Below are 19,329 nucleotides of genomic sequence, written 5' to 3' on the forward strand. Positions count from 1 at the left end.
TCGCGTGATCAGAGCCGTAACTCGCGTGATCAGAGCCGTAACTCGCGTGATTGGAGCCGTAACTCGCGAGTCGGCCGTTCAATCACACGTGTCGTCCGTCTGATCACGTGAGTTCGCTCTTCAATCACGCGAGTTACGAGTTCAAGCACGCGAGTTCCGTCTCTGATCACGCGAGTTACGAGTTCGGCTCGGACGACACGTGTGATCGGACGGACGACACGTGTGATCGGACGGACGACTCGCGTGATTGAGCGGACGACTCGCGTGATGGGGTGGACGACTCGCGTGATTGAGCGGACGACACGTGTGATTGAGCGGACGACTCGCGTGATGGGGTGGACGTGAGAGATCCCCTCCGGCGAAGGGGGGCCGGAGGGGATCTGGAGGGAAGGGTCAGCCGTTGAACATCGTGGAGCGCAGCCGGGCCAGGTCGTCGAAGGACGAGAGGTCCGGCACCGTCCAGCCGTTCAGGTCGTACTCACCGAGGCACTTCTCGGCGAACTCGCGGTACTCGTCGAGTTGCCCGCCCGCGCGCTGGCCGGCGAGCAGTTCGAGCCGGACCGACTCGTGGTTGCCCGAGTAGTTGCGTTCGTACAGTTCGTGCCTGCCGCCGAATTCGGTCCCGACGGCGTCCCAGAGCAGTTTCATCACCTTGACCCGTTCCTCCGCGTCGGCGCCGTGCGAGCCGCGGAGGTACTTGTCCAGATAGGGCCGGACCTCGGGATTACGGAAATCGTCCGTGGTGGAGTTGACGTAGATCAGCCCGCTCGCGACGTCCTGCTGGATGATCTCCTTGATCTTCGGATACGCGAGCTGCATGAACCACCGGTAGGCCTGGCCGTACTGGGGGTTGGGCAGCACCGCGCCGTTCTTCCACGGCACCGGATTGCGCGCGGCCGCGTCCGAAAGTCCCCAGAAGAGGTTGCGCCAGGCCAAAACCTCGCCCACGCGGGTCTGCACGCCGCGGAAGTTCAGCGTGCCGGTCAGTTCGAGGGCCTTGATCAGCAGCCCGACGATGAAGTCCAGTTTGACCGCGAACCGGGTGCAGCCGTGGAACGCGGCGCGCTCCATGAAACCCGACTGGCTGGAGAACACCTGGACCTTGCCGAGGTGGCCGTGGACGAAGACGTTCTCCCAGGGGATGAGCACCTTGTCCAGCACCATGAGCGTGTCGTTCTCGTCCATCCGCGAGGACAGCGGGTAATCGAACGGGCTGCCCATCACCGCGGCCGACGCGCTGTAGGAAGGACGGCAGATCAGCTTCAGGCCCGGCGCGTTCATCGGCACCGTCGCCATGATGGCGAACTTGCGGTCCTTGATCGGCAGGCCCACGTGCGCGAGGAAGTTGTAGTGGGTGAGCGCCGATCCGGTCGCGACCACCTTGGCGCCGCTGACCACGACGCCGGCGTCGGTCTCCTTCTCCACATGGACGAAGACGTCGGCGACCTCGTCCGGCGGGCGGTCCCGGTCGACGGGCGGATGCACCAGCGCGTGGTTCCAGTAGAGCACCTTCTCCTGCGACTCCCGGTACCACCGGCGCGCGTTGTCGGCGAAGGGTTCGTAGAAGTCGGCGTTGGCGCCGAGCGTGCCCAGGAACGAGGCCTTGAAGTCGGGGCTGCGGCCCATCCACCCGTAGGACGCCCTGGCCCAGGTCGCGATCGCCTGCTGGTCGGCGACGAGGTCTTCGGCGCTGTGCGGCGTGGTGAAGAACCGGTGCGTGTAGCCGTCGCCGGAATCGGTCGGCCGGGTCAGCACGTCGTGCGTTTCCGGCGCGTGCAAGGAATCGTAGAGCCGCGCGATCATCCGCACGGGATTGTGGAACGCGGGATGGGCCGTCACGTCCTTGACCCGCTCGCCGTAGAGGTAGATCTCCCGGCCGTCCTGGAGGCTCTGGATGTACTCGTCCCCGGTGAAGGGGCGGGTGCCGGGCGCGGTCACAGCGAACCCAGTGTCGCGTCGGGGTTCGTGACGACCTTGCGCAGCACGATCAGGTAGTCGGCCAGCAGATCCGACATCGTGTCGGCGGTGAACCGGTTGGTGTTGAACCCGAGGCTGCCGACCGCGTCCGTGCCGGGGCCGAGGTGCAGCGTCCAGAGGATGCCGTCCGGGACGTCGGAGCCCACCGGCTGCGACAGCTCGCGGCGCCACAGCTTCGTGAACTTGAGGTCGCCCACCTCGACCGCCTTCATCATATGCGGCGACCGGAGCGCTTGGAACGCGCCGACCTGGCGGTGCTCGTCCATCGCGGGCACCATCAGCTGCGGGGCCTCCGCCATCAGGTGCATGAACGGGATGTCGTGCGAGTACGCCTCGACGCAGACGCGCCGGGTCAGTGCGATCGCGTCGCCGACCGTGGCGCAGTCCCGCAGATCCGTGCGCAGCGGCATGAAGTTGACGAACGACCCGACGGTGTCGCGGAACCTGCTGTGCCCGCGGCCCGGCGTGAAGGTCGGGGTGACGACGTCGGTCACCCCCGTCAGCTTCCGGAGCAGGAGCTGGTGCGCGGTGAACAGGACCATGAACGGCGACGACTTCGTCCTGCTCGCCAGCTCCGTGGTCGCGGCGACGAGATCGGCGTCGATCCGGAACCGGTGCCACGCCGTCTCTTTCGGGATCCCGCTCGACCTCGGCAGGTCGGTGGGCAGCGTGGTGACGCCGGCGCCGTCCAGCGTCTCGCGCCAGTAGGCACGTGCCTTGTCCGCCGCCGGGCTCGCCAGGTGCTCGCCCTCCCAGCGCGCGTAGTCCTGATACTGCAGGGTTTCCGGCAGCTCGGGCGGCTTGCCCGCGCTCCGGTCGCGGTAGCAGGCGCCGATGTCGCCGGCGATCCGGTCCATCGCCCACGCGTCGGCCGCGGTGTGGTGAGCGTTGAGCATGAGGACCGAGTCGCGTTCACCGAACCGGCCGAGGACCGCCTGGACCAATGGGAGTTCGTTGACGTCGTTGCCTTCGGCTTCGACCTCGTTGAGCAGTTCCTCGATCTGCCGCTGACGGTCCCCGGACGGCGAGAGCTCGCGCACCGTGAGACGGGGCTGCGTCGGCGGCTGGATCGACTGGTGCGGTGGATCCTGGTCGCGGACGACCACCGTGCGCAGTGCCTCGTGCCGCGCGACGACGTCGTACAGCGCCCGGCGCAGCAGGTCGAGGTCGAGGCTTCCCTCGACCTGCCACGCGCCGACGACGTGGTAGAGCGGGCCGAACGGACCGTCGGTGGGCCCCGCGTCGAACATGCGCAGGAATTCCTGTGCCGCGGTGAGCGGAATCCGGTCCGTGGGGGCGTCCGTGACGGACATGGCTGCACCTTTCGTTGGCGGCCGCGATGGATGGGAGTGCTTTTTCGGACGTCAGGAACGGACCCAGCTGAGGCCGTCGTCCGAGGCGCGGAGGCCGCCGGGTTCGAGCGCCGCGCCTTCGCCGGACCTGGACCCGAGCAAAGCCCTGCCCTGCAGGCCGGCGCCCGCCTTGAGCATCCGGGTGAGGACCGTGCCGTTCGCGGCCCCGCCGGGTTTGTGCTCCACCGATTCGACGGTCGCGGCGAGGTCGTCGGCGGTGAGCCGGAGATCGTTCGAAGCGACGCCACCCACCAGTTCCACGAAGGCCTCGACGTCGTTCGAAGCGCTCTCGGAGACCTTGCGCGCCTGCCAGAAGTAGGAGTCCTCGGATTTGTTCATGTCGTAGAACCCGATGAGGAACTCGTGGAAAAGGCCGTACTCGCGGCGGTATCGCTTTTCGAACTCGTCGAAGGCGGCTTCCTCGTCGACCGTTCCGGCGAGGCAGCCGTTGATCGACCGGGCCGCGAGCAGACCGCCGTAGGTGGCCAGGTGCACGCCGGAGGAGAAGACGGGGTCGACGAAGCACGCGGAGTCGCCGACCAGCACCATGCCCGGGCCGGAGAAACGGGAGTTGCAGTACGACCAGTCCTTGCGGACGCGGTACGAACCGTACGGCCCCTCGGTGATCCGCTTGGCGTCGCCGAGGATGTCCTTGATCCGCGGGCAGGCGTCGATGAACCGCCGCATCGCCTCGTCGGGGTCGCCCTGGACCAGTTCGGCGGAGTCCTGGTGGACCACGGCGCCGACGCTGGTCAGGGTCGGGCTCAGCGGGATGAACCAGAACCAGCCGTGCTCGAAGGCGACGCTGAAGATGTTGCCCGCGTTCGGCTCCGGAAGCCGCCCGGCGCCCTCGAAGTAGGTGAAGAGCGCGAGGTTCCGGAAGAACGGCGAGTAGTGGCGCTCCGCCCCGGACGCCTTGAAGAGCCGGCTCGTGTTGCCCGAGGAGTCGACGACGTAGCGCGCGAACACCTCGTGGACCTTCCCGTCGGAATCCTTGTAGTGGACGCCGCGGACCCGGCCGGTTTCGTCGGTGATCGCCTTGACGACGGAGCTTTCCTCGCGGACCTCGACGCCGTGCTTGCGCGCGTTGCGCAGCAGGATGTCGTCGAACTTCATCCGTTCGACCTGATACGCGAACGACGTCGGGCCGGGCATCTTGCTGGAGACCGCGAACTCGAAGGTCCACGGCTCCGGGCGCTTGCCCCATTTGAACGTGCCACCGCGTTTGATGGTGAAACCGGCTTCGGCGACCTCCTTCTCGACGCCGAGAATCGGGATCACGCCGTGGACCGTCGCGGGCAGCAGCGACTCACCGATCTGGTAGCGGGGGAACTTTTCCTTCTCCAGCAGGAGAACCCGGTGTCCGGCCTTGCTCACGAGGGTGGACACGGTCGAACCGGCCGGCCCTCCTCCAACCACGATGACGTCGTACTGCGGCGAACTCACCGGTTCTCCACCTCTTTCCGTTCAGGGGACGGCCTGACCACCATCGTCGCCGGTGGTCAGGCCGGATCACGACTTCCGGATTGCCGATTACGTTGCAGGGCAGGAGATTCAGGCCGCGGCGTTGAGGCCGAGCCGGTCGGCCGCGGCGCGGGCGGCGTCGATGTCGTCGTGTTCGAGGACCATGTGCGGGTCCTGCAGTTCGAACCAGCCGACGCCCGGCGCGCAGCGGTCGTAGCCGAGCAGCCGCCGCACCTCCTCCGGGTACGCCAGGACCTTTTCCTTCGGCACCGCGAGGTACTGGTTCTCCTCCTGCCGCAGGCTGCCGAGGTCCAGGGAGAGGGTCAGCCCGGTGCGCGCCTTGTCGGTGTCGTTGCGGCCGCCGCTGTGATAGGTCCCGCCCTGGAAGATCAGGCCCGATCCGGCGGGCATCGCGGCGGGCACGCACTCGGCGTAGCGCGGGGCGCGGCTGTCGTCCCAGAGGTGACTGCCCGGGATGACCAGCGTGGCACCGTTCTCCGCGGTGAAGTCGCTCATCGCGAGCATGAGCTGCATCCGGATCACCGGGCCGGGGTGCGGGCGCAGGTACAGGGTGTCCTCCCGGTGCAGGGGCTGTTTGCCCTGGCCGGGGTCGATCTGGATCGCCTGGCTGGCGCTGATCTGGATGCTCGGCGTCATCTCGATCTGCGACCGGCCGATCCAGATCGGGACCGGCTTCTGGATCAGGCGGCGGGACGCGCCGAGGTAGAGCGGCTGGGTCACGATCGGCGTCAGCCGCGTGGTGCGCGCGAACAGCGAGGAGATCCGGCGCGTGCGGTGGCCGTCGTAGCCGACCTCGCAGTAGTCCGAGTCCTGCAGATCGGGGCCGAGGTCCTCCCAGAGTCCCGCCAGCGTCTCGGAATCCGCGAAGTTCTCGATGATGATCGCGCCGTCGCGTTCCATGATCTCGGTGACGTGGTCGAGATCCGCGTCCGGACCCACGTACTGCAGCTCAGCCATGTTCATCGCCTTTCTGGTGCCGGGAGTCGCCGCCGGTCGACTTTGCCGATGGCGTTGCGCGGGAGCCGTTCCCGCAGGACCGTGAACAGGATCGGCGGCATGTCCCGCCCGAGCCGTTCACGCAGTGCCGTCCGCCAAGCCCGCGGTGGCCGTCCGTCCGGTGCCGCGCCGGGCGCGGGCACCACATAGGCGACCAGCTGGGCCGCCAGGCCGTGGTGGTCGGTCTTGGCGACGACGGCGCATTCGACGATGGTCTCCTGCGCCGAAAGGGTCAGTTCGATGTCTGTGAGCTCGATGCGATGGCCGGCGACCTTGACCTGGTTGTCGCTGCGGCCGCGGAACTCCAGCGCGCCGTCGGCGCGACGGCGGGCGAGGTCGCCCGTCCGGTAGGTGCGGACGCCGGCGTCGAGCCCGGATTCCGTGCGCAGCGGCCGGAAGGCGGCGTCCCGGTCGGCGGCGGCGCCGGTGTAGCCGGGCGAGACGTACGGGCTCAGCACGACGATCTCGCCGGTGACGCCGTCCGGGCAGGGCCGGTCGTGCTCGTCGACGACGAGGATCCGCCGTCCGGGGATGGCCCGCCCGATCGGGACGGCCTCGGTGTCCGGCTCCGTGATCGGATGCCAGGTCGCCGCGATCGTCTCGGTCGGCCCGTACAGGTTGACCAGCCGGGCGGCGGGCAGCGCCGCGCGGAGCCCGCGCACGAGGTCGCCGGACACGGCCTCGCCCATGAGCACGAACTGCTCCAGCGACGTCAGCCCGGCGGCGAGGCCGTGCTTCGCGATCGCGCGCACGATCTCGGCGGCGAAGCTGGGGATCGTCTGGATATGCGTGATCCCGTTGTCCCCGAGCCATTCCGCCAGTTTCACCGGATGCGCCCGGACGCCATCCGGTACCGGGTGGACGGTCCCGCCCGCGACCAAGGTGGCGAAGAGTTCGATCAGCGCCGGGTCGTGTTCCGGGGTGACCCATTGCGCGACCCGGGATCCCGGGCCGATGCCGAACTCCGCGGCGAACCAGGTGGTGAACTGTGCGAACGCGGCGTGGGTCTGCGGTACGCCCTTGGGCACCCCGGTCGACCCGGAGGTGTGCGCGACGTAGGCCCGGCCGGACGGTTCCACTGTGGACGGTGCCGCGAGCCCTTCGGTGCCGAGCCCGCCGGCGTCGACGAGCTTGCCGCCGCATTCGTCCCGGTACCACGACGCCAGCGCGTCGTCCGTGCCGTCGCCGTCGATCAGCAGGTACGCCGGGCGGAGATCGCCGAGGATCACCCGGCCCCGCTCGCCGAGATCGCCGGTGCCGAGCCAGGACAGGTGTGCGCCGGCGCCGAGCACGCCGAGCAGCGCCGCGATCCGCGTCCCGCCCTGCGGCAGGCGGACCGCGACGGCTTCGTCGGTGCCGCCGAGGGCGGCGGTCACCGCCGCGGCCCGGTCCACCAGTTCCCGATAGGACAGATCTTCGCCCTCCCAGTGGATCGCCGTGGCCTCCGGCGTCCGGTCGGCGTGGGCGCGGACGAGCTCGTGGACCAGTTCGGACACCATTTCGCCCGCTCTCAGCCGATCGAAAGGGAACTAGGGGTACGCGGCACGTCGCAGTCGGCGTTGTAGTCGTCGAGCAGCCGTTGCGCCTCTTCGGTGGCCAGCCGGAACCGTTCGCCCGGAACGGCGTCCCGGACGAGCACGTCCTCCAGCGCCTGCGTCATCGCCGCGTTCACGCCTGCCGACGGGCCGATGACCGGGCCGCGCGCGGCGGCCGAGCCGTCGCCGGCGCGGAGCTGCTCGGTGCCCGCACGCTGGTATGGGTGCTCGGCGAACCAGCCCTGGTCCGCCAGCAGGAAGTCCGCGGTCCCGGTGACCGGCACGAACCCGTGCGCGCGATGCCAGGCGGCGGCGTTGACCGGATTGGCGAGGTACTGCAGGAAGGCCAGCGCGCCGTCCCGGGTGATCGGGTCGATGTCCCTGGCGAGCCACAGGGAATCGCCCGAGACCGGATTCCCCGCGTAGGGCGCGTTCTCGTTGCGCGGCATCGGGCCGACGCCGACCTCGAAACCCTGTTCGCGTCCGGTCCGCACGAGATCCCACGCCGCCTTCGACGAATCGACGACGAACGCCGTCCGGCCGCTCGCGAACGCCTGGAAGTTCCCCATCCAGTCGCCCTGGGTCCCGGTGTAGTGGTAGAGCCCGTCCTTGTGCAGGCGGCGGCACCAGTCCACCCACGCCAGCATCTCCGGCGAGTCCAGCTCGACCCGGCTCGCGCGGCCGTCACGGCCGTTGCCGTTGTCGGCGAACACCCCGCCCTGCGCGGAGACGGCCTGCTGCATCAGCCAGCCGTGGATCGGCCAGGTGATCGAACCGGGGCCGATCTTCTGGCAGGCGGCGGCGATTTCGGCCCAGGTGCGAGGAATTTCGGTGATTCCCGCCGCGCGCAGCAGATCCAGGTTGGCGTACAACAGGAACGTCGTCACGCTGAACGGCTGGGACAGGAGTTCTCCGCCGCTTCCGGTGTACGCCTCGCGCAGTGCCGGTTCGAGGTCGTCCAGCACGACCGGCTCGCCGAGGATCTCCTCGCGGCCGGCGACGGCCCGCTCCACCGAGGTGAACATCGGCAGGCCGTCCCGGTCGAGCGTGTCGAGGGCGAGCCTGCTCGCGCTGGCGTAATAGCCCGCCACGTCCGGTGGTTCGGCGGCGCGGGCGACCTCCTCCGCCATCGCGGGGAAGGGATGCCCGGTCACCTCGATCAGGTACTCCGGATGCGCCTGGCCGAAGTCCTCGGCTCGATCCCGGACGGGATCGAGGAAGGCCCTGCCGTCGTAGGTCTGGAACGGGTAGTCCGCGAACCAGACGCGCACGACGACGCGGCCGTCCGGCGTTCTGCGGATCGGGCGCATGTATCCCTCCAAGTGCGATTACGCTGCCGCTCCAGCACATACGTTCTCACCTGTTCAGGGCTACTTTTCCTTTGCGGACAAAGCCGGACGGAGGCGCAAGTCTGAAGGTGCGTGCGGCCGAGCGGCGCGCTCATAGTGGGGGAGTGACTATGGATACAGCTGCCCCCCGAGCCGCCGGGCGCCGCGAGTGGATAGGCCTCGCCGTCCTGGCCTTGCCGACCATGCTCGTTTCGCTGGACATCAGCGTCCTCTTCCTCGCGCTCCCGCATCTGTCCGCCGACCTCGGCGCCAGTGCCACCGAGCAGCTGTGGATCACCGACATCTACGGGTTCCTGATCGCGGGTTTCCTGGTCACCATGGGTACGCTCGGCGACCGGATCGGCAGGCGCAAGCTCCTGTTGATCGGCGCGACCGGGTTCGGTGCCGCGTCGGTGCTCGCCGCGTTCTCCGGCAGCCCCGAGATGCTGATCGTGTCCAGGGCGATCCTCGGTTTCGCCGGCGCGACCCTGCTGCCGTCGACGCTGGCCTTGATCAGCACGATGTTCCAGGTGCCGCGGCAGATGGGCGTCGCGATGGCCATCTGGGGGACGGCCTTCATGGCGGGCGTCGCGCTCGGCCCGGTCGTCGGCGGCATCCTGCTCTCGGTCTTCTGGTGGGGCTCGGTGTTCCTGATGGCCGTGCCGCTGCTGGCGATCCTGCTGATCGCCGGGCCGCTGCTGCTGCCGGAAAGCCGCGCACCCGAAGCGGGACGGATCGACCTCGGCAGCGTTGCGCTGTCGCTGCTGGCGATCCTGCCGCTGGTGTACGGCCTGAAGGAGCTGACCAGGACGGGCGCGGGTGTCGTGCTGCCGATCGTCGCCATCGTGATCGGCGCGACCGCCGCGACCCTGTTCGTGCTCCGTCAGCGCCGGCTCGCGGATCCGTTGCTGGACCTCAAACTCTTCCGCAACCGCCAGCTGAGCGCGGCGGTGCTGATCGGGCTGATCGTGGGCGCCGTCCAGAGCGGCACCGGGCTGTACATCGCGCTGTATCTGCAGACGGTCGAGGGATTCGGCCCGCTGCAGGCCGGGCTGTGGCTGCTCGTCCCGAACGTGGCGCTCGTCATCGGCATCAACGTCTCGCCGAAGCTCGCCCAGCGTTTCCGGCCTGGTTACGTGCTCGCCGGTGGACTGGCGGTCTCGGCGCTGGGTCAGTTCCTGCTGACCCAGGTGGACAGTGCCGACGGCCTGGCGCTGCTCGTGATCGGCGTGAGCGTCGGTTACCTCGGTGTCGGGCCGGCTTCCGCGCTCCTGAACCACCTCGTGATGGACTCGACCCCGCCGGAGAAGGCAGGTTCCGCGGCGTCGCTTTCGGCGACCGGTGGTGAATTGGGCGTCGCGGGCGGGATCGCCGTGTTCGGCAGCATCGGCGCGGCCGTGTACGGCAGCACTCTGCTCATCCCGGACGGCGTTCCCGCGCCGGCCGTGAGCGCCGCGGAGGAGAGCATCAGCGGGGCCGTCACGGTCGCGGGCGAGCTGGAGCCCGCCGTCGGGGCTTCGCTGCTCGATTCCGCGCGGGAAGCCTTTACCAGCGGCCTGACGACCATCGCCGGGCTGAGCGTTTTCCTCTTCCTCGCGCTGGGGGCGCTCGCCGCCTTCCTGCTTCGGAACGTCCGGCCCGTCGAACACGAGGAGCCGGGGAACGAAGCGGGGGACGAGGTGGAGGCGGGTCGGTCGCCCGACTCGGTGCCGACCCGCGGCTGAGCCGTCGGCGACAGCACGACCAAGTGGGCACGGTGTCGCGGGTGAACTCTGCCCGCGTCAAGGATCGGCCGGTCGAACGGCCAATGGTGGAGGCGAATCCGGATGGGGCAACTGATCGGAGACCGGGCCGTCGTGCTCGGCGCTGGCATGGCTGGACTGCTGACGGCGCGGGTGCTGTCGGAGTCCTACCGGAGTGTCGTCATCGTCGACCGGGACGAGGTCGAGGGAGTCGAAGGGGCACGCCGCGGTGTGCCACAGGGGCGGCACGCGCACGCGCTGCTCGCCAAGGGACAGCAGATCCTGCAGGAGCTCTTCCCCGGCCTGGACGACGAACTGGCCGCGTCCAACGTGCCCGCCGGTGACCTCGCGGGTGATCTGCGCTGGTACTTCAACGGGCAGCGGCTGGCTCCGGCGCGGTCCGGGCTGATGAGCGTCTCCTCGACCCGTCCGGTGCTCGAGCTCCACGTGCGCAACCGGGTCGCGGCGCTGCCCCAGGTCAGCTTCAAGACGCCGTTCGCCGTGCGCGGCCTGCGCACCGGCGGCCAGGGCCGGATCATCGGGGTGACGATCGCCGGTGACGACGGAGAGGTCGAGGAACTCGCCGCCGATCTCGTGGTGGACGCGACCGGCCGCGGCTCACGGTCGCCGGTCTGGTTGCGGGAGCTGGGTTTCGCTCCGCCCGAAGAGGACCGCATCGTCATCAACCTCGCGTACACGACGCGGCGGTTCCTGCTGAACTCCGACCCGTACGGCGCGGACCTTTCGATCAACCCGGTGGCCTCGCTCGACAACCCGCGTGGCGGGTTCTTCCCGAAGCTCCACGACGGCAGCTCGATGCTGTCGCTGACCGGGATGCTCGGCGACCATCCGCCCACCGACCCCGAAGGTTTCCTCGCCTTCGCGAAAACCCTTGCCGCGCCTGAAATCTACGAAGCCGTCAAGCACGCGGAACCGCTGGACGACCCGGTCACCTTCAAGTACCCGGCCAGCGTGCGGCGCCGCTACGAGCGGCTGGTCGACTTCCCGCGCGGGTTCCTGGTGATCGGCGACGGCGTGTGCAGCTTCAACCCCGTCTACGGGCAGGGGATGACGGTCGCCGCGCTGGAGGCGACGGTACTGCGGGAGCAGCTCGCCCAGGGGATCGAGCCGGACGCGATCCAGTTCTTCCGCGCGATCGCGCCGCTGATCGACTCCCCGTGGGACATCTCGGCGGGCGGCGACCTGAACTTCCCGGGCGTGGAAGGGCCGCGCACGCTGAAGGTCCGCATGGGCAACGCGTTCATGGGCAAGCTGCACACCGCCGCCACGCGCGACCCTCGCGTCACCGAGGCCTTCTTCCGGGTCGCCGGGCTGGTGGATCCGCCGCAGGCGCTGATGCGCCCGTCGATGATCCTCCGCGTCCTCCGCAATTCCAAGCCGGCCGCCGACACCGGGCGGCCGCCCGTCTCCGAGCAGGTTCACGTCGAAAGTGGGAGCAGAAATGACCAGTGAGAACGTCAGCGCCGCCGGTCGGATCGAGGCGATCTGGAAGGACGTGCTGGACGTCCAGGACATCCGCCAGGAGGACACGTTCTTCGAATTGGGCGGGCAGTCGGTCACCGCGGTCTTCGTCGTCGAGCGGATCGAGGCCGAGTTCGGGGTCTCCCTCGACATCGGCGACCTCTTCGAGGACCCGGATCTCGCCACGTTCACCCAGGACGTGCTTTCCCGCAGCCGTAAAGCGGCGTGACGGCATGCCGCTGCGAAGGCTGCCCAACGGGTTGGAAGTCGCGCAGGTCGATCCGGGCGAGGCCGCTTTCCTCTACCGGGAGATCTTCGTCGAGCGGTCCTATCTCCGTGACGGGTTCCCGAATCCCACGCCGGAAGTGATCTTCGACATCGGCGCCAACATCGGCATGGCTTCGATGTTCTTCGCGCAGACCTTCCCGGACGCGTTCATCGTCGCGGCGGAGCCGGCCCCCGAGCCGTTCGCCGCGCTGACGGAGAACTTCCGCAGGCACGTGCCCGGCGGGGTCACGCACAACGTGGCGCTGGCCGACGGGGAGGGCACGCGGCGGCTCGGCTACTACCCGAACGCCACGGCCGAATCGGGGTTCTACGCCGACCAGGACAGCGAGACGGAGCTCGCGCGCCGTCTCCTGGTGGAGCGGGGGCTTTCCCCGGCGCAGGCCGAGGCCGTCGCCGAGTCCCGGCACAAGCTGTCCTACATCGACTGCCGGACGACCACGGTGTCCGCGCTGATGCGCGAGCACTCGGTCGACCACGTCGATCTGCTGAAGATCGACGTGGAGAAGAGCGAGATCGAGGTACTGGCGGGGATCGCGGAGCCGGACTGGGGCCGGATCCGCAATGTCGTCATGGAGATCCACGATTTCGACGATCGGCTGCACCAGGTCCTGACCCTGTTGAAGGAACGCGGTTTCACCTGCGAGACGGAGCAGGAGACCGAGCTTTCGGCCTCCGACATCTTCATGATCTACGCGACGAAACCGGCGTGAATCCCGCCGCAAACGTGGAGACGTCCCGGCGGGTGCTCCTATCCGAGGATAGAGCAGGAATGCTTGTGCGACAACAGTTCTGACACGGAAAGGGAACACGATGCGGGTGATGTTCTGCGTTTTCCCCGCACCGGCGCATTTCCTGCCGCTGGTCTCCTACGCCTGGGCGCTCCAGGCGGCGGGACACGAGGTGCGCATCGCCGCGCCGTCGGGGCAGGACACCGGGATCACGTCGGTCGATTTCGACCGGGTGGTCACGGCCACCGGGTTGATCCCGGCGGTGTGCGGGGAGCCGGAGCCGCTCGCGGTGCACGACCGCGGCCATCCGGGGTGGCTGGACCTGCTGCCGACCGAAGCGGAGACCGAGCGGTTCTCCGAGGTGCTCGACCTCGACGCCGCCGGCCTCCACGTCTGGGAGATGTTCCACTGCTTCCAGGTGCTCGCGGCTCGTGACTACCACCCGCCGAAGCCCCGGCAGGATGTGCTGGCGCTGGTGGACTTCGCCGTCGAGTGGCGGCCGGATCTGGTGCTGTGGGATCCGTGGCTCCCTGGCGGTGCCGTGGCGGCGCGGGTTTCCGGCGCGGCGCACGCCCGGGTGCTGAACGCCCCCGACTACTCCGGTTTCGTGCTCGACCGGATCGCGCGGCGGCGGGCCGAAGGCGTCGACGTGCCGGAGGACCCGCTGACCGCGACCGTCCGGCCACTCGCCGAGCACTTCGGTCTCACGCTGGACGAGGAACTGCTGCTCGGCCAGTGGACGGTCGATCCCTTCCCCGACGGTCTCCGGCTGCCGAGCCGGGTTCCGTCGGTGTCGGTGCGCAACGTGCCGTTCAACGGCGCGGCGCCGGCGCCGGACTGGCTGCACACTCCCTCCGACCGGCCGAGGATCGGCCTGTCGCTGGGGGTCTCGGTCCGCAAGTTCATGAAGGGCGACTGGGGACGGACCGCGAAGCTGCTCGACGCCGTCGCCGATCTCGACGTCGACGTGATCGCCACCCTCGACAAGAACCAGCTCGCCGACCGCCCGGCCGGCGTGCCGTCGAACGTCCGCACCGTGGACTACATCCCGCTCAACCAGTTGCTGCCGACCTGTGCCGCGCTGATCCATCACGGCTCGACCGGCACCTTCGCCTCGGCGACGGCGTTCGGGGTGCCGCAACTGATCTGCGACACCGACGAGCCCGTGCGGTGCTACGGGAAGCCCACCGAGGACGGGATCGAATGGCGGTTCGACTGCCAGAAGCAGCTCACCGCCACCGAGACCGCCGAGGTGGTCACCCGCCACGGCGCCGGTTTTCGCGTCGATCACCAGAAGCAGAGCGCGGAGGAGATCCGGGATCGCGTCCGCCGCGTACTCGAGGAGCCGTCACACGCCGAAGGCGCGGCGGCTCTGCGGCGGGGCTGGCTGGCCACGCCCGGGCCGACGGAGATCGTCGGCGTCCTGGAACGGCTGACCGCCGAGAACCGCGCCTGAGACGAGAGGAAGCGACATGAGGATCCTGGTGACCGGAGGGGCCGGATTCATCGGCTCGGAGTTCGTCCGCGCGGCGTTGCGCGGTGAACTGCCGGGGCTTTCCGAGGCCGAGATCACCGTCTTCGACAAACTGACCTATTCGGGGAATCTGGCCAATCTCGCTCCGGTCGCCGAAGCGGCGGGGTACCGGTTCGTCCGCGGGGACACCGCCGATCCGCGTGCCGTGGACGAGATCGTCGCCGGGCACGACGCCATCGTGCACTTCGCCGCCGAGACCCACGTCGACCGTTCGATCGTGAGTGCGGCGCAGTTCGTGCAGACCAACGTCGCCGGGACCCAGCTGCTGCTGGAGGCGGCCCAGCGGCACGGCGTCGGCCGGTTCGTGCACGTCTCGACCGACGAGGTCTACGGCTCGATCGACTCGGGCTCGTGGACCGAGCAGTCGCCGCTGGACCCGAATGTCCCTTACGCCGCCGCGAAAGCCGGTTCGGATCTGCTGGCGCTGGCGTTCCACCGCACGCGCGGGCTGGACGTCATCGTCACCCGGTGCACGAACAACTACGGGCATTACCAGTACCCGGAGAAGGTGATCCCGTTGTTCATCACCAATCTCCTCGACGGGAAGTCCATCCCGCTCTACGGCGACGGCCGCAACGTCCGTGACTGGCTGCACGTCTCGGACCACTGCCGCGCGCTCGCGATGGTGCTGAACAGCGGCCGCGCCGGCGAGGTCTACCACATCGGCGGCGGTACCGAACTCGACAACAACGGTCTGGTCGAGCGGCTGCTCGCGGCCTGCGGCGCGGGCTGGGACCGGGTGCGGCACGTACCGGACCGGCTCGGGCACGACCGCCGCTATTCCCTGGACATCACCAAGATCCGCGACGAACTCGGCTACGAGCCGCAGGTCCGGTTCGAGGACGGCCTCGCGACGACTATCGAGTGGTACCGCGACAACCGGAGCTGGTGGGAGCCGCTGAAGGCCGACGCCACCGTGACCAGGGCGGCGTGATGGACCCGAAGATGATCAACGTCTTCCAGCCGTCGCTGGGGGACGACGAACTGGCCGCCGTCGGCGAGGTGTTCAAGACCTCGTGGATCGGGCGCGGGACCAAGGTCGCGGAGTTCGAGGAGGCTTGGGCGGCGCACCTCGGCGTCGGCCGTTCGCACGTCACTTCGACGAATTCGTGCACCGAGGCGACGTTCCTCGCGATGGAGCTGTTCGGCATCGGGCCGGGCGACGAAGTGGTGCTGCCGACGGTGAACTTCGTCGGCGCGGCCAACGCCGTCGCCGCGCACGGTGCCCGCCCGGTGTTCTGCGACGTCGATCCCGAACTGCTGAACCCGACGGTGGAGGACATCGAGCGCTGTCTGACCCCGAAGACCCGCGGCGTCCTGCTGCTGCACTACGGCGGGCGGCCGGGGCACATCGTGGAGATCGCGAAGCTGTGCCAGGATCGCGGGATCTGGCTCATGGAGGACGCGGCCAACGCGCAATCGTCCTCTGTGGACGGTAAGGCGGTCGGGACCTTCGGCGACATCTCGGCGTGGAGCTTCGACTGGGGCAAGATCGCCGTCGCGCTGGACGGCGGGATCCTGTACGCGAAGGACCCCGCGGTCACGGCCGAGGCGGCGAAACGCGCGTATCTGGGAATGGCGCAGTCGAGCGGTTTCTCCGAGGCGCACCGGACACAGACGCGGTGGTGGGAGTTCGAGGTCTCCTCGTTCTCCCGGCGGTCGATCATGAACGACGTCCAGGCCGCCGTGGGAACCACGCAGCTGGCCAAGCTCCGCGACTTCGTCAAGCGCCGGCGGCTGATCGCGGAGTTCTACGATTCCGCGTTCGCCGAGGTGCCGGGGCTCCGCACCCCACCGCCGCTGCCGGACGGGCACGAGAGCTCGTACTACATCTACTGGGTGCAGATGGATCCGGCGATCCGGGACGCCGTGGCACGGCAACTGTTCGACGAGGGGATCTACACCACGTTCCGCTATCAGTTGCTGCACAAGGTCGACGCCTACGGTTCGGACGCCGAGCTGCCCTCGGCCGAGAAGGCCGCGGCCTCGACGCTGTGCCTGCCGATCCACCAGGCGCTGAGCGACAGCGATATCGGGCGGGTCGTCGACACGCTCGCACGGGCCGTGCGGGACCGGACTCACGGCTGACCCGATCCGAGAACAGGGAGCGAACATGACATACGGGCACGATCACGTCGAACTGTACGACCTGGTTTTCCGCAGCCGGGGCAAGGATTTCGGGGCCGAGGCCGAGGAACTGGCCGCGTTGATCCGTGACCGCAAGCCGGGCGCCGCGACGCTGCTCGACGTGGCCTGTGGGACCGGCGCCCACCTCGAACGGCTCGCCGGGCTGTTCGACGAGGTCGAAGGGGTGGAGATCGCGCCGGCGATGCGGGAGTTCGCGCAGCTGCGGTTGCCGGACATCGACATCCACCCCGGTGACATGCGGGACTTCGATCTCGGGAAGAAGTACGACTCGCTGATCTGCATCGGCAACGCGGTCGCCTGCATGCTGTCGAGCCACGACCTGGACAAGGCGGTCGCGCGGATGGCGGAGCACCTCGACCACGGCGGGGTGCTCGTGGTCGAACCCTGGTGGTTCCCGGAGAACTTCATCGACGGCTACGTCGGCGGGCACGTGGTGCGCGAGGACCGCCGGGTCGTCTCCCGGCTGACCAGGTCGGTGCGCGAGGGACTGACGACGCGGATGGAGATCCGGTTCACCGTCTCGGAACCCGAAGGCATGCGTGCCTGGACCGACGAGCTGGTGACCAGCCTGTTCACGCGCGAGGAGTACGAGCTCGCGTTCGAACGCGCCGGCTGCACGGTCGAGTTCCTCTCGGACCCGCTTCAGCTGTCGGACGGCCGGGCGAACGCGCCGGGGCTGTTCGTCGGCGTGCGCAAGTAGTCCTGACAGGCGTGGTGTTGCGAAAGCCACTTTCGCAACGTTGATGGTTGCGAAAGTGGCTTTCGCAACACACCTCGCGGCACATCCGACGCGGGGAAAGTCCCCGCCCGCCCCACCCGTCCCGCCCCGGCCGCGCTCCACGCGCGACCGGGGCGAAACCGTGTGCTGACAAGGAAAAACTCACGCAACGCTAGAGAAGACCCACGACGAGTCCCGGTGCGACCGTAGTGATGAGGGCGCCGGAGAGACCAGGCGGCGACACCGCGGCGACCATGCGGGACCCGAGCGACGAAAGGTGAACACAAGTGACGACAGCAGAGACTGCGGTGCCTGTGCAGATCGACGGGGAGACGCTCGACATCCCGGGTGTGCGCAAGATCGCCGAGGACGGCAGCCCGGTCGAGGTCACGTCGGAGGCACTGGCCAAGGCGACCAAGAGCCGCCGCGTTTTCGAGGACATCGCCCGCCAGGACATCCCGATCTACGGGGTGACCACCGGCTACGGCGAGATGATCTACATGCTGGTCTCCACGGCCAAGGAGACCGAGCTGCAGACCAACCTGGTCCGCAGCCACAGCGCGGGTGTCGGCCCGCTGTTCGCGGAGGACGAGTCCCGCGCCATCGTCACGGCGCGGCTGAACGCGCTGGCCCGCGGCTACTCCGCGGTCCGTCCCGAGGTGCTGGAGCGCCTCGCCCTGTACCTGAACGAGGGCATCGTCCCCGCCATCCCGGAGATCGGCTCGCTGGGCGCGAGCGGTGACCTGGCTCCGCTTTCGCATGTGGCGACCACCCTGATCGGCGAGGGCTACGTGCTCGGCCCGAACGGCAAGGTCCCCACCGGCCGGGTGCTGCGCGAGCGCGGTATCGAGCCGCTGAGCCTGAAGTTCAAGGAAGGCCTCGCGCTGATCAACGGCACGTCGGCGATGACCGGCGTCGGCTCGCTCGTCCTCGACCGCGCCTTCGCCCAGCTGCGCCAGGCCGAGATCGTGACGGCGCTGATCGTCGAGGCGCTGCAGGGGTCGAAGAGCCCGTTCCTCGCCGAGGGACACGACCTGGCCCGCCCGCACCCCGGCCAGATCGACACCGCGGCCAACATGCGCGCGCTGACCAGCGGCAGCAAGCTGACCGTCGAGCACGCCCGGCTGCGCGACCAGGTCGCCGCCGGCGCGGACGAGACCGGTGACGGCGTCGCCCGCACCCAGGTGTACCTCCAGAAGGCGTACTCGCTGCGGGCCATCCCGCAGGTGCTCGGCGCGGTGCGCAGCACGCTGAACCACGCCGCGGACACCGTGCGGGTCGAGCTGAACTCCTCGAACGACAACCCGTTGTTCTTCGAGGGCCAGGAGATCTTCCACGGCGCGAACTTCCACGGCCAGCCGGTCGCGTTCGTCATGGACTACACGACGATCGCGCTGACCCAGCTCGGCGTGCTCTCCGAGCGGCGGACCAACCGGGTGCTCAACCGGCACCTCAACTACGGTCTGCCGGAGTTCCTGGTGGCCGGTGACCCGGGCCTCAACAGCGGTTTCGCCGGCGCGCAGTATCCGGCGACGGCGCTGGTGGCGGAGAACCGCACGATCGCCCCGGCCAGCACGCAGAGCGTGCCGTCCAACGGCGACAACCAGGACGTGGTCAGCATGGGCCTGATCGCCACCCGCAACGCGCGCCGCGTGCTGGCCAACAACCAGTACATCCTGGCCGTGGAGTTCCTGGCGGCCGCGCAGGCGGTCGACATCTCCGGACGGCGCGACGGGCTCAGCCCGGCTTCGCTGGCCACCTACGAGAAGGTGCGCGAGCTGGTGCCGACGCTGGACCAGGACCGCTACATGGCCGACGACATCGAGGCCGTCGCCGCCGCGCTGGCGCGGGGCGAGTTCCTCGAAGCGGTCGAGTCCGCGGGCGTCGAACTGCGCTGAGTGCCCCGGTCCGGGGGGTGGGGGGGGGGGGGGGGGGGGGCCACGGCGAGGTTTTTGGTGGGGGGGGGGAACCGCGCCGGTTGTGGGGGGCCCCCGGGGGGGGGGCGGGGGCGCCCGG

General features: G+C 69.1%; 15 protein-coding genes. 9 read left to right on the top strand and 6 right to left on the bottom strand.

Translation table 11 applies throughout. The features are described from left to right. Nucleotides 1–393: 393 nt before the first annotated feature. The 6 genes from ACZ3HL_RS30070 to ACZ3HL_RS30095 form a co-directional block, all read right to left on the bottom strand. A complete protein-coding gene (locus ACZ3HL_RS30070; RefSeq protein ID WP_465534926.1) occupies nt 394–1,938 on the bottom strand; it encodes a 4-hydroxyphenylacetate 3-hydroxylase family protein in 1,545 nt (514 codons plus the stop codon). Continuing rightward, nucleotides 1,935–3,290: a condensation domain-containing protein gene (locus ACZ3HL_RS30075; RefSeq protein ID WP_465534927.1), complete on the bottom strand. Its 1,356-nt coding sequence runs from the start codon at nt 3,288–3,290 to the stop codon at nt 1,935–1,937. The genes ACZ3HL_RS30070 and ACZ3HL_RS30075 overlap by 4 nt, the downstream gene beginning before the upstream one ends. A 51-nt stretch (nt 3,291–3,341) precedes the next feature. Then, on the bottom strand, nt 3,342–4,775 hold the full coding sequence (locus ACZ3HL_RS30080; protein WP_465534928.1) for a tryptophan 7-halogenase: 1,434 nt from the start codon (nt 4,773–4,775) through the stop codon (nt 3,342–3,344). A gap of 108 nt (nt 4,776–4,883) precedes the next feature. Then, on the bottom strand, nt 4,884–5,771 hold the full coding sequence (locus tag ACZ3HL_RS30085) for a phytanoyl-CoA dioxygenase family protein (protein WP_465418994.1): 888 nt from the start codon (nt 5,769–5,771) through the stop codon (nt 4,884–4,886). A 2-nt stretch (nt 5,772–5,773) separates the two neighbouring features. After that, nucleotides 5,774–7,309, bottom strand: coding sequence for an amino acid adenylation domain-containing protein (locus ACZ3HL_RS30090; RefSeq protein ID WP_465534929.1), 1,536 nt, complete (start codon nt 7,307–7,309; stop codon nt 5,774–5,776). Between the two features lie 11 nt (nt 7,310–7,320). Beyond that, on the bottom strand, nt 7,321–8,655 hold the full coding sequence (locus ACZ3HL_RS30095) for an extracellular solute-binding protein (protein WP_465534930.1): 1,335 nt from the start codon (nt 8,653–8,655) through the stop codon (nt 7,321–7,323). A gap of 149 nt (nt 8,656–8,804) precedes the next feature. On the opposite strand from ACZ3HL_RS30095, the gene ACZ3HL_RS30100 reads away from it, so the two are divergent. The 9 genes from ACZ3HL_RS30100 (at nt 8,805) to cmdF (ending at nt 19,211) form a co-directional block, all read left to right on the top strand. After that, a complete protein-coding gene (locus ACZ3HL_RS30100) occupies nt 8,805–10,397 on the top strand; it encodes an MFS transporter (protein ID WP_465534931.1) in 1,593 nt (530 codons plus the stop codon). A gap of 102 nt (nt 10,398–10,499) precedes the next feature. Continuing rightward, nucleotides 10,500–11,888 carry an FAD-dependent oxidoreductase gene (locus tag ACZ3HL_RS30105; RefSeq protein WP_465418985.1) on the top strand — a complete coding sequence of 463 codons (1,389 nt, stop codon included), beginning with the start codon at nt 10,500–10,502 and terminating at the stop codon, nt 11,886–11,888. Beyond that, a complete protein-coding gene (locus tag ACZ3HL_RS30110) occupies nt 11,878–12,126 on the top strand; it encodes a phosphopantetheine-binding protein (protein ID WP_126733806.1) in 249 nt (82 codons plus the stop codon). The genes ACZ3HL_RS30105 and ACZ3HL_RS30110 overlap by 11 nt, the downstream gene beginning before the upstream one ends. Nucleotides 12,127–12,130: 4 nt before the next feature. After that, nucleotides 12,131–12,895 carry an FkbM family methyltransferase gene (locus tag ACZ3HL_RS30115; RefSeq protein ID WP_465534932.1) on the top strand — a complete coding sequence of 255 codons (765 nt, stop codon included), beginning with the start codon at nt 12,131–12,133 and terminating at the stop codon, nt 12,893–12,895. 109 nt (nt 12,896–13,004) lie between these two features. Further along, nucleotides 13,005–14,369, top strand: coding sequence for a nucleotide disphospho-sugar-binding domain-containing protein (locus ACZ3HL_RS30120; RefSeq protein WP_465418980.1), 1,365 nt, complete (start codon nt 13,005–13,007; stop codon nt 14,367–14,369). A 16-nt stretch (nt 14,370–14,385) separates the two neighbouring features. After that, on the top strand, nt 14,386–15,381 hold the full coding sequence (gene rfbB, locus ACZ3HL_RS30125; protein WP_126733803.1) for a dTDP-glucose 4,6-dehydratase: 996 nt from the start codon (nt 14,386–14,388) through the stop codon (nt 15,379–15,381). Beyond that, complete coding sequence (locus ACZ3HL_RS30130; RefSeq protein ID WP_465534933.1) at nt 15,381–16,535, top strand: DegT/DnrJ/EryC1/StrS aminotransferase family protein; 1,155 nt, start codon at nt 15,381–15,383, stop codon at nt 16,533–16,535. The genes rfbB and ACZ3HL_RS30130 overlap by 1 nt, the downstream gene beginning before the upstream one ends. A gap of 25 nt (nt 16,536–16,560) precedes the next feature. After that, on the top strand, nt 16,561–17,295 hold the full coding sequence (locus ACZ3HL_RS30135; protein WP_034324463.1) for a class I SAM-dependent methyltransferase: 735 nt from the start codon (nt 16,561–16,563) through the stop codon (nt 17,293–17,295). Nucleotides 17,296–17,600: 305 nt separating this feature from the next. Beyond that, nucleotides 17,601–19,211, top strand: coding sequence for a tyrosine 2,3-aminomutase (gene cmdF / locus ACZ3HL_RS30140; RefSeq protein WP_034321446.1), 1,611 nt, complete (start codon nt 17,601–17,603; stop codon nt 19,209–19,211). The last annotated feature ends 118 nt before the right edge of the window (nt 19,212–19,329 follow it).

This window comes from Amycolatopsis sp. NPDC000009 (genome assembly GCF_055563465.1).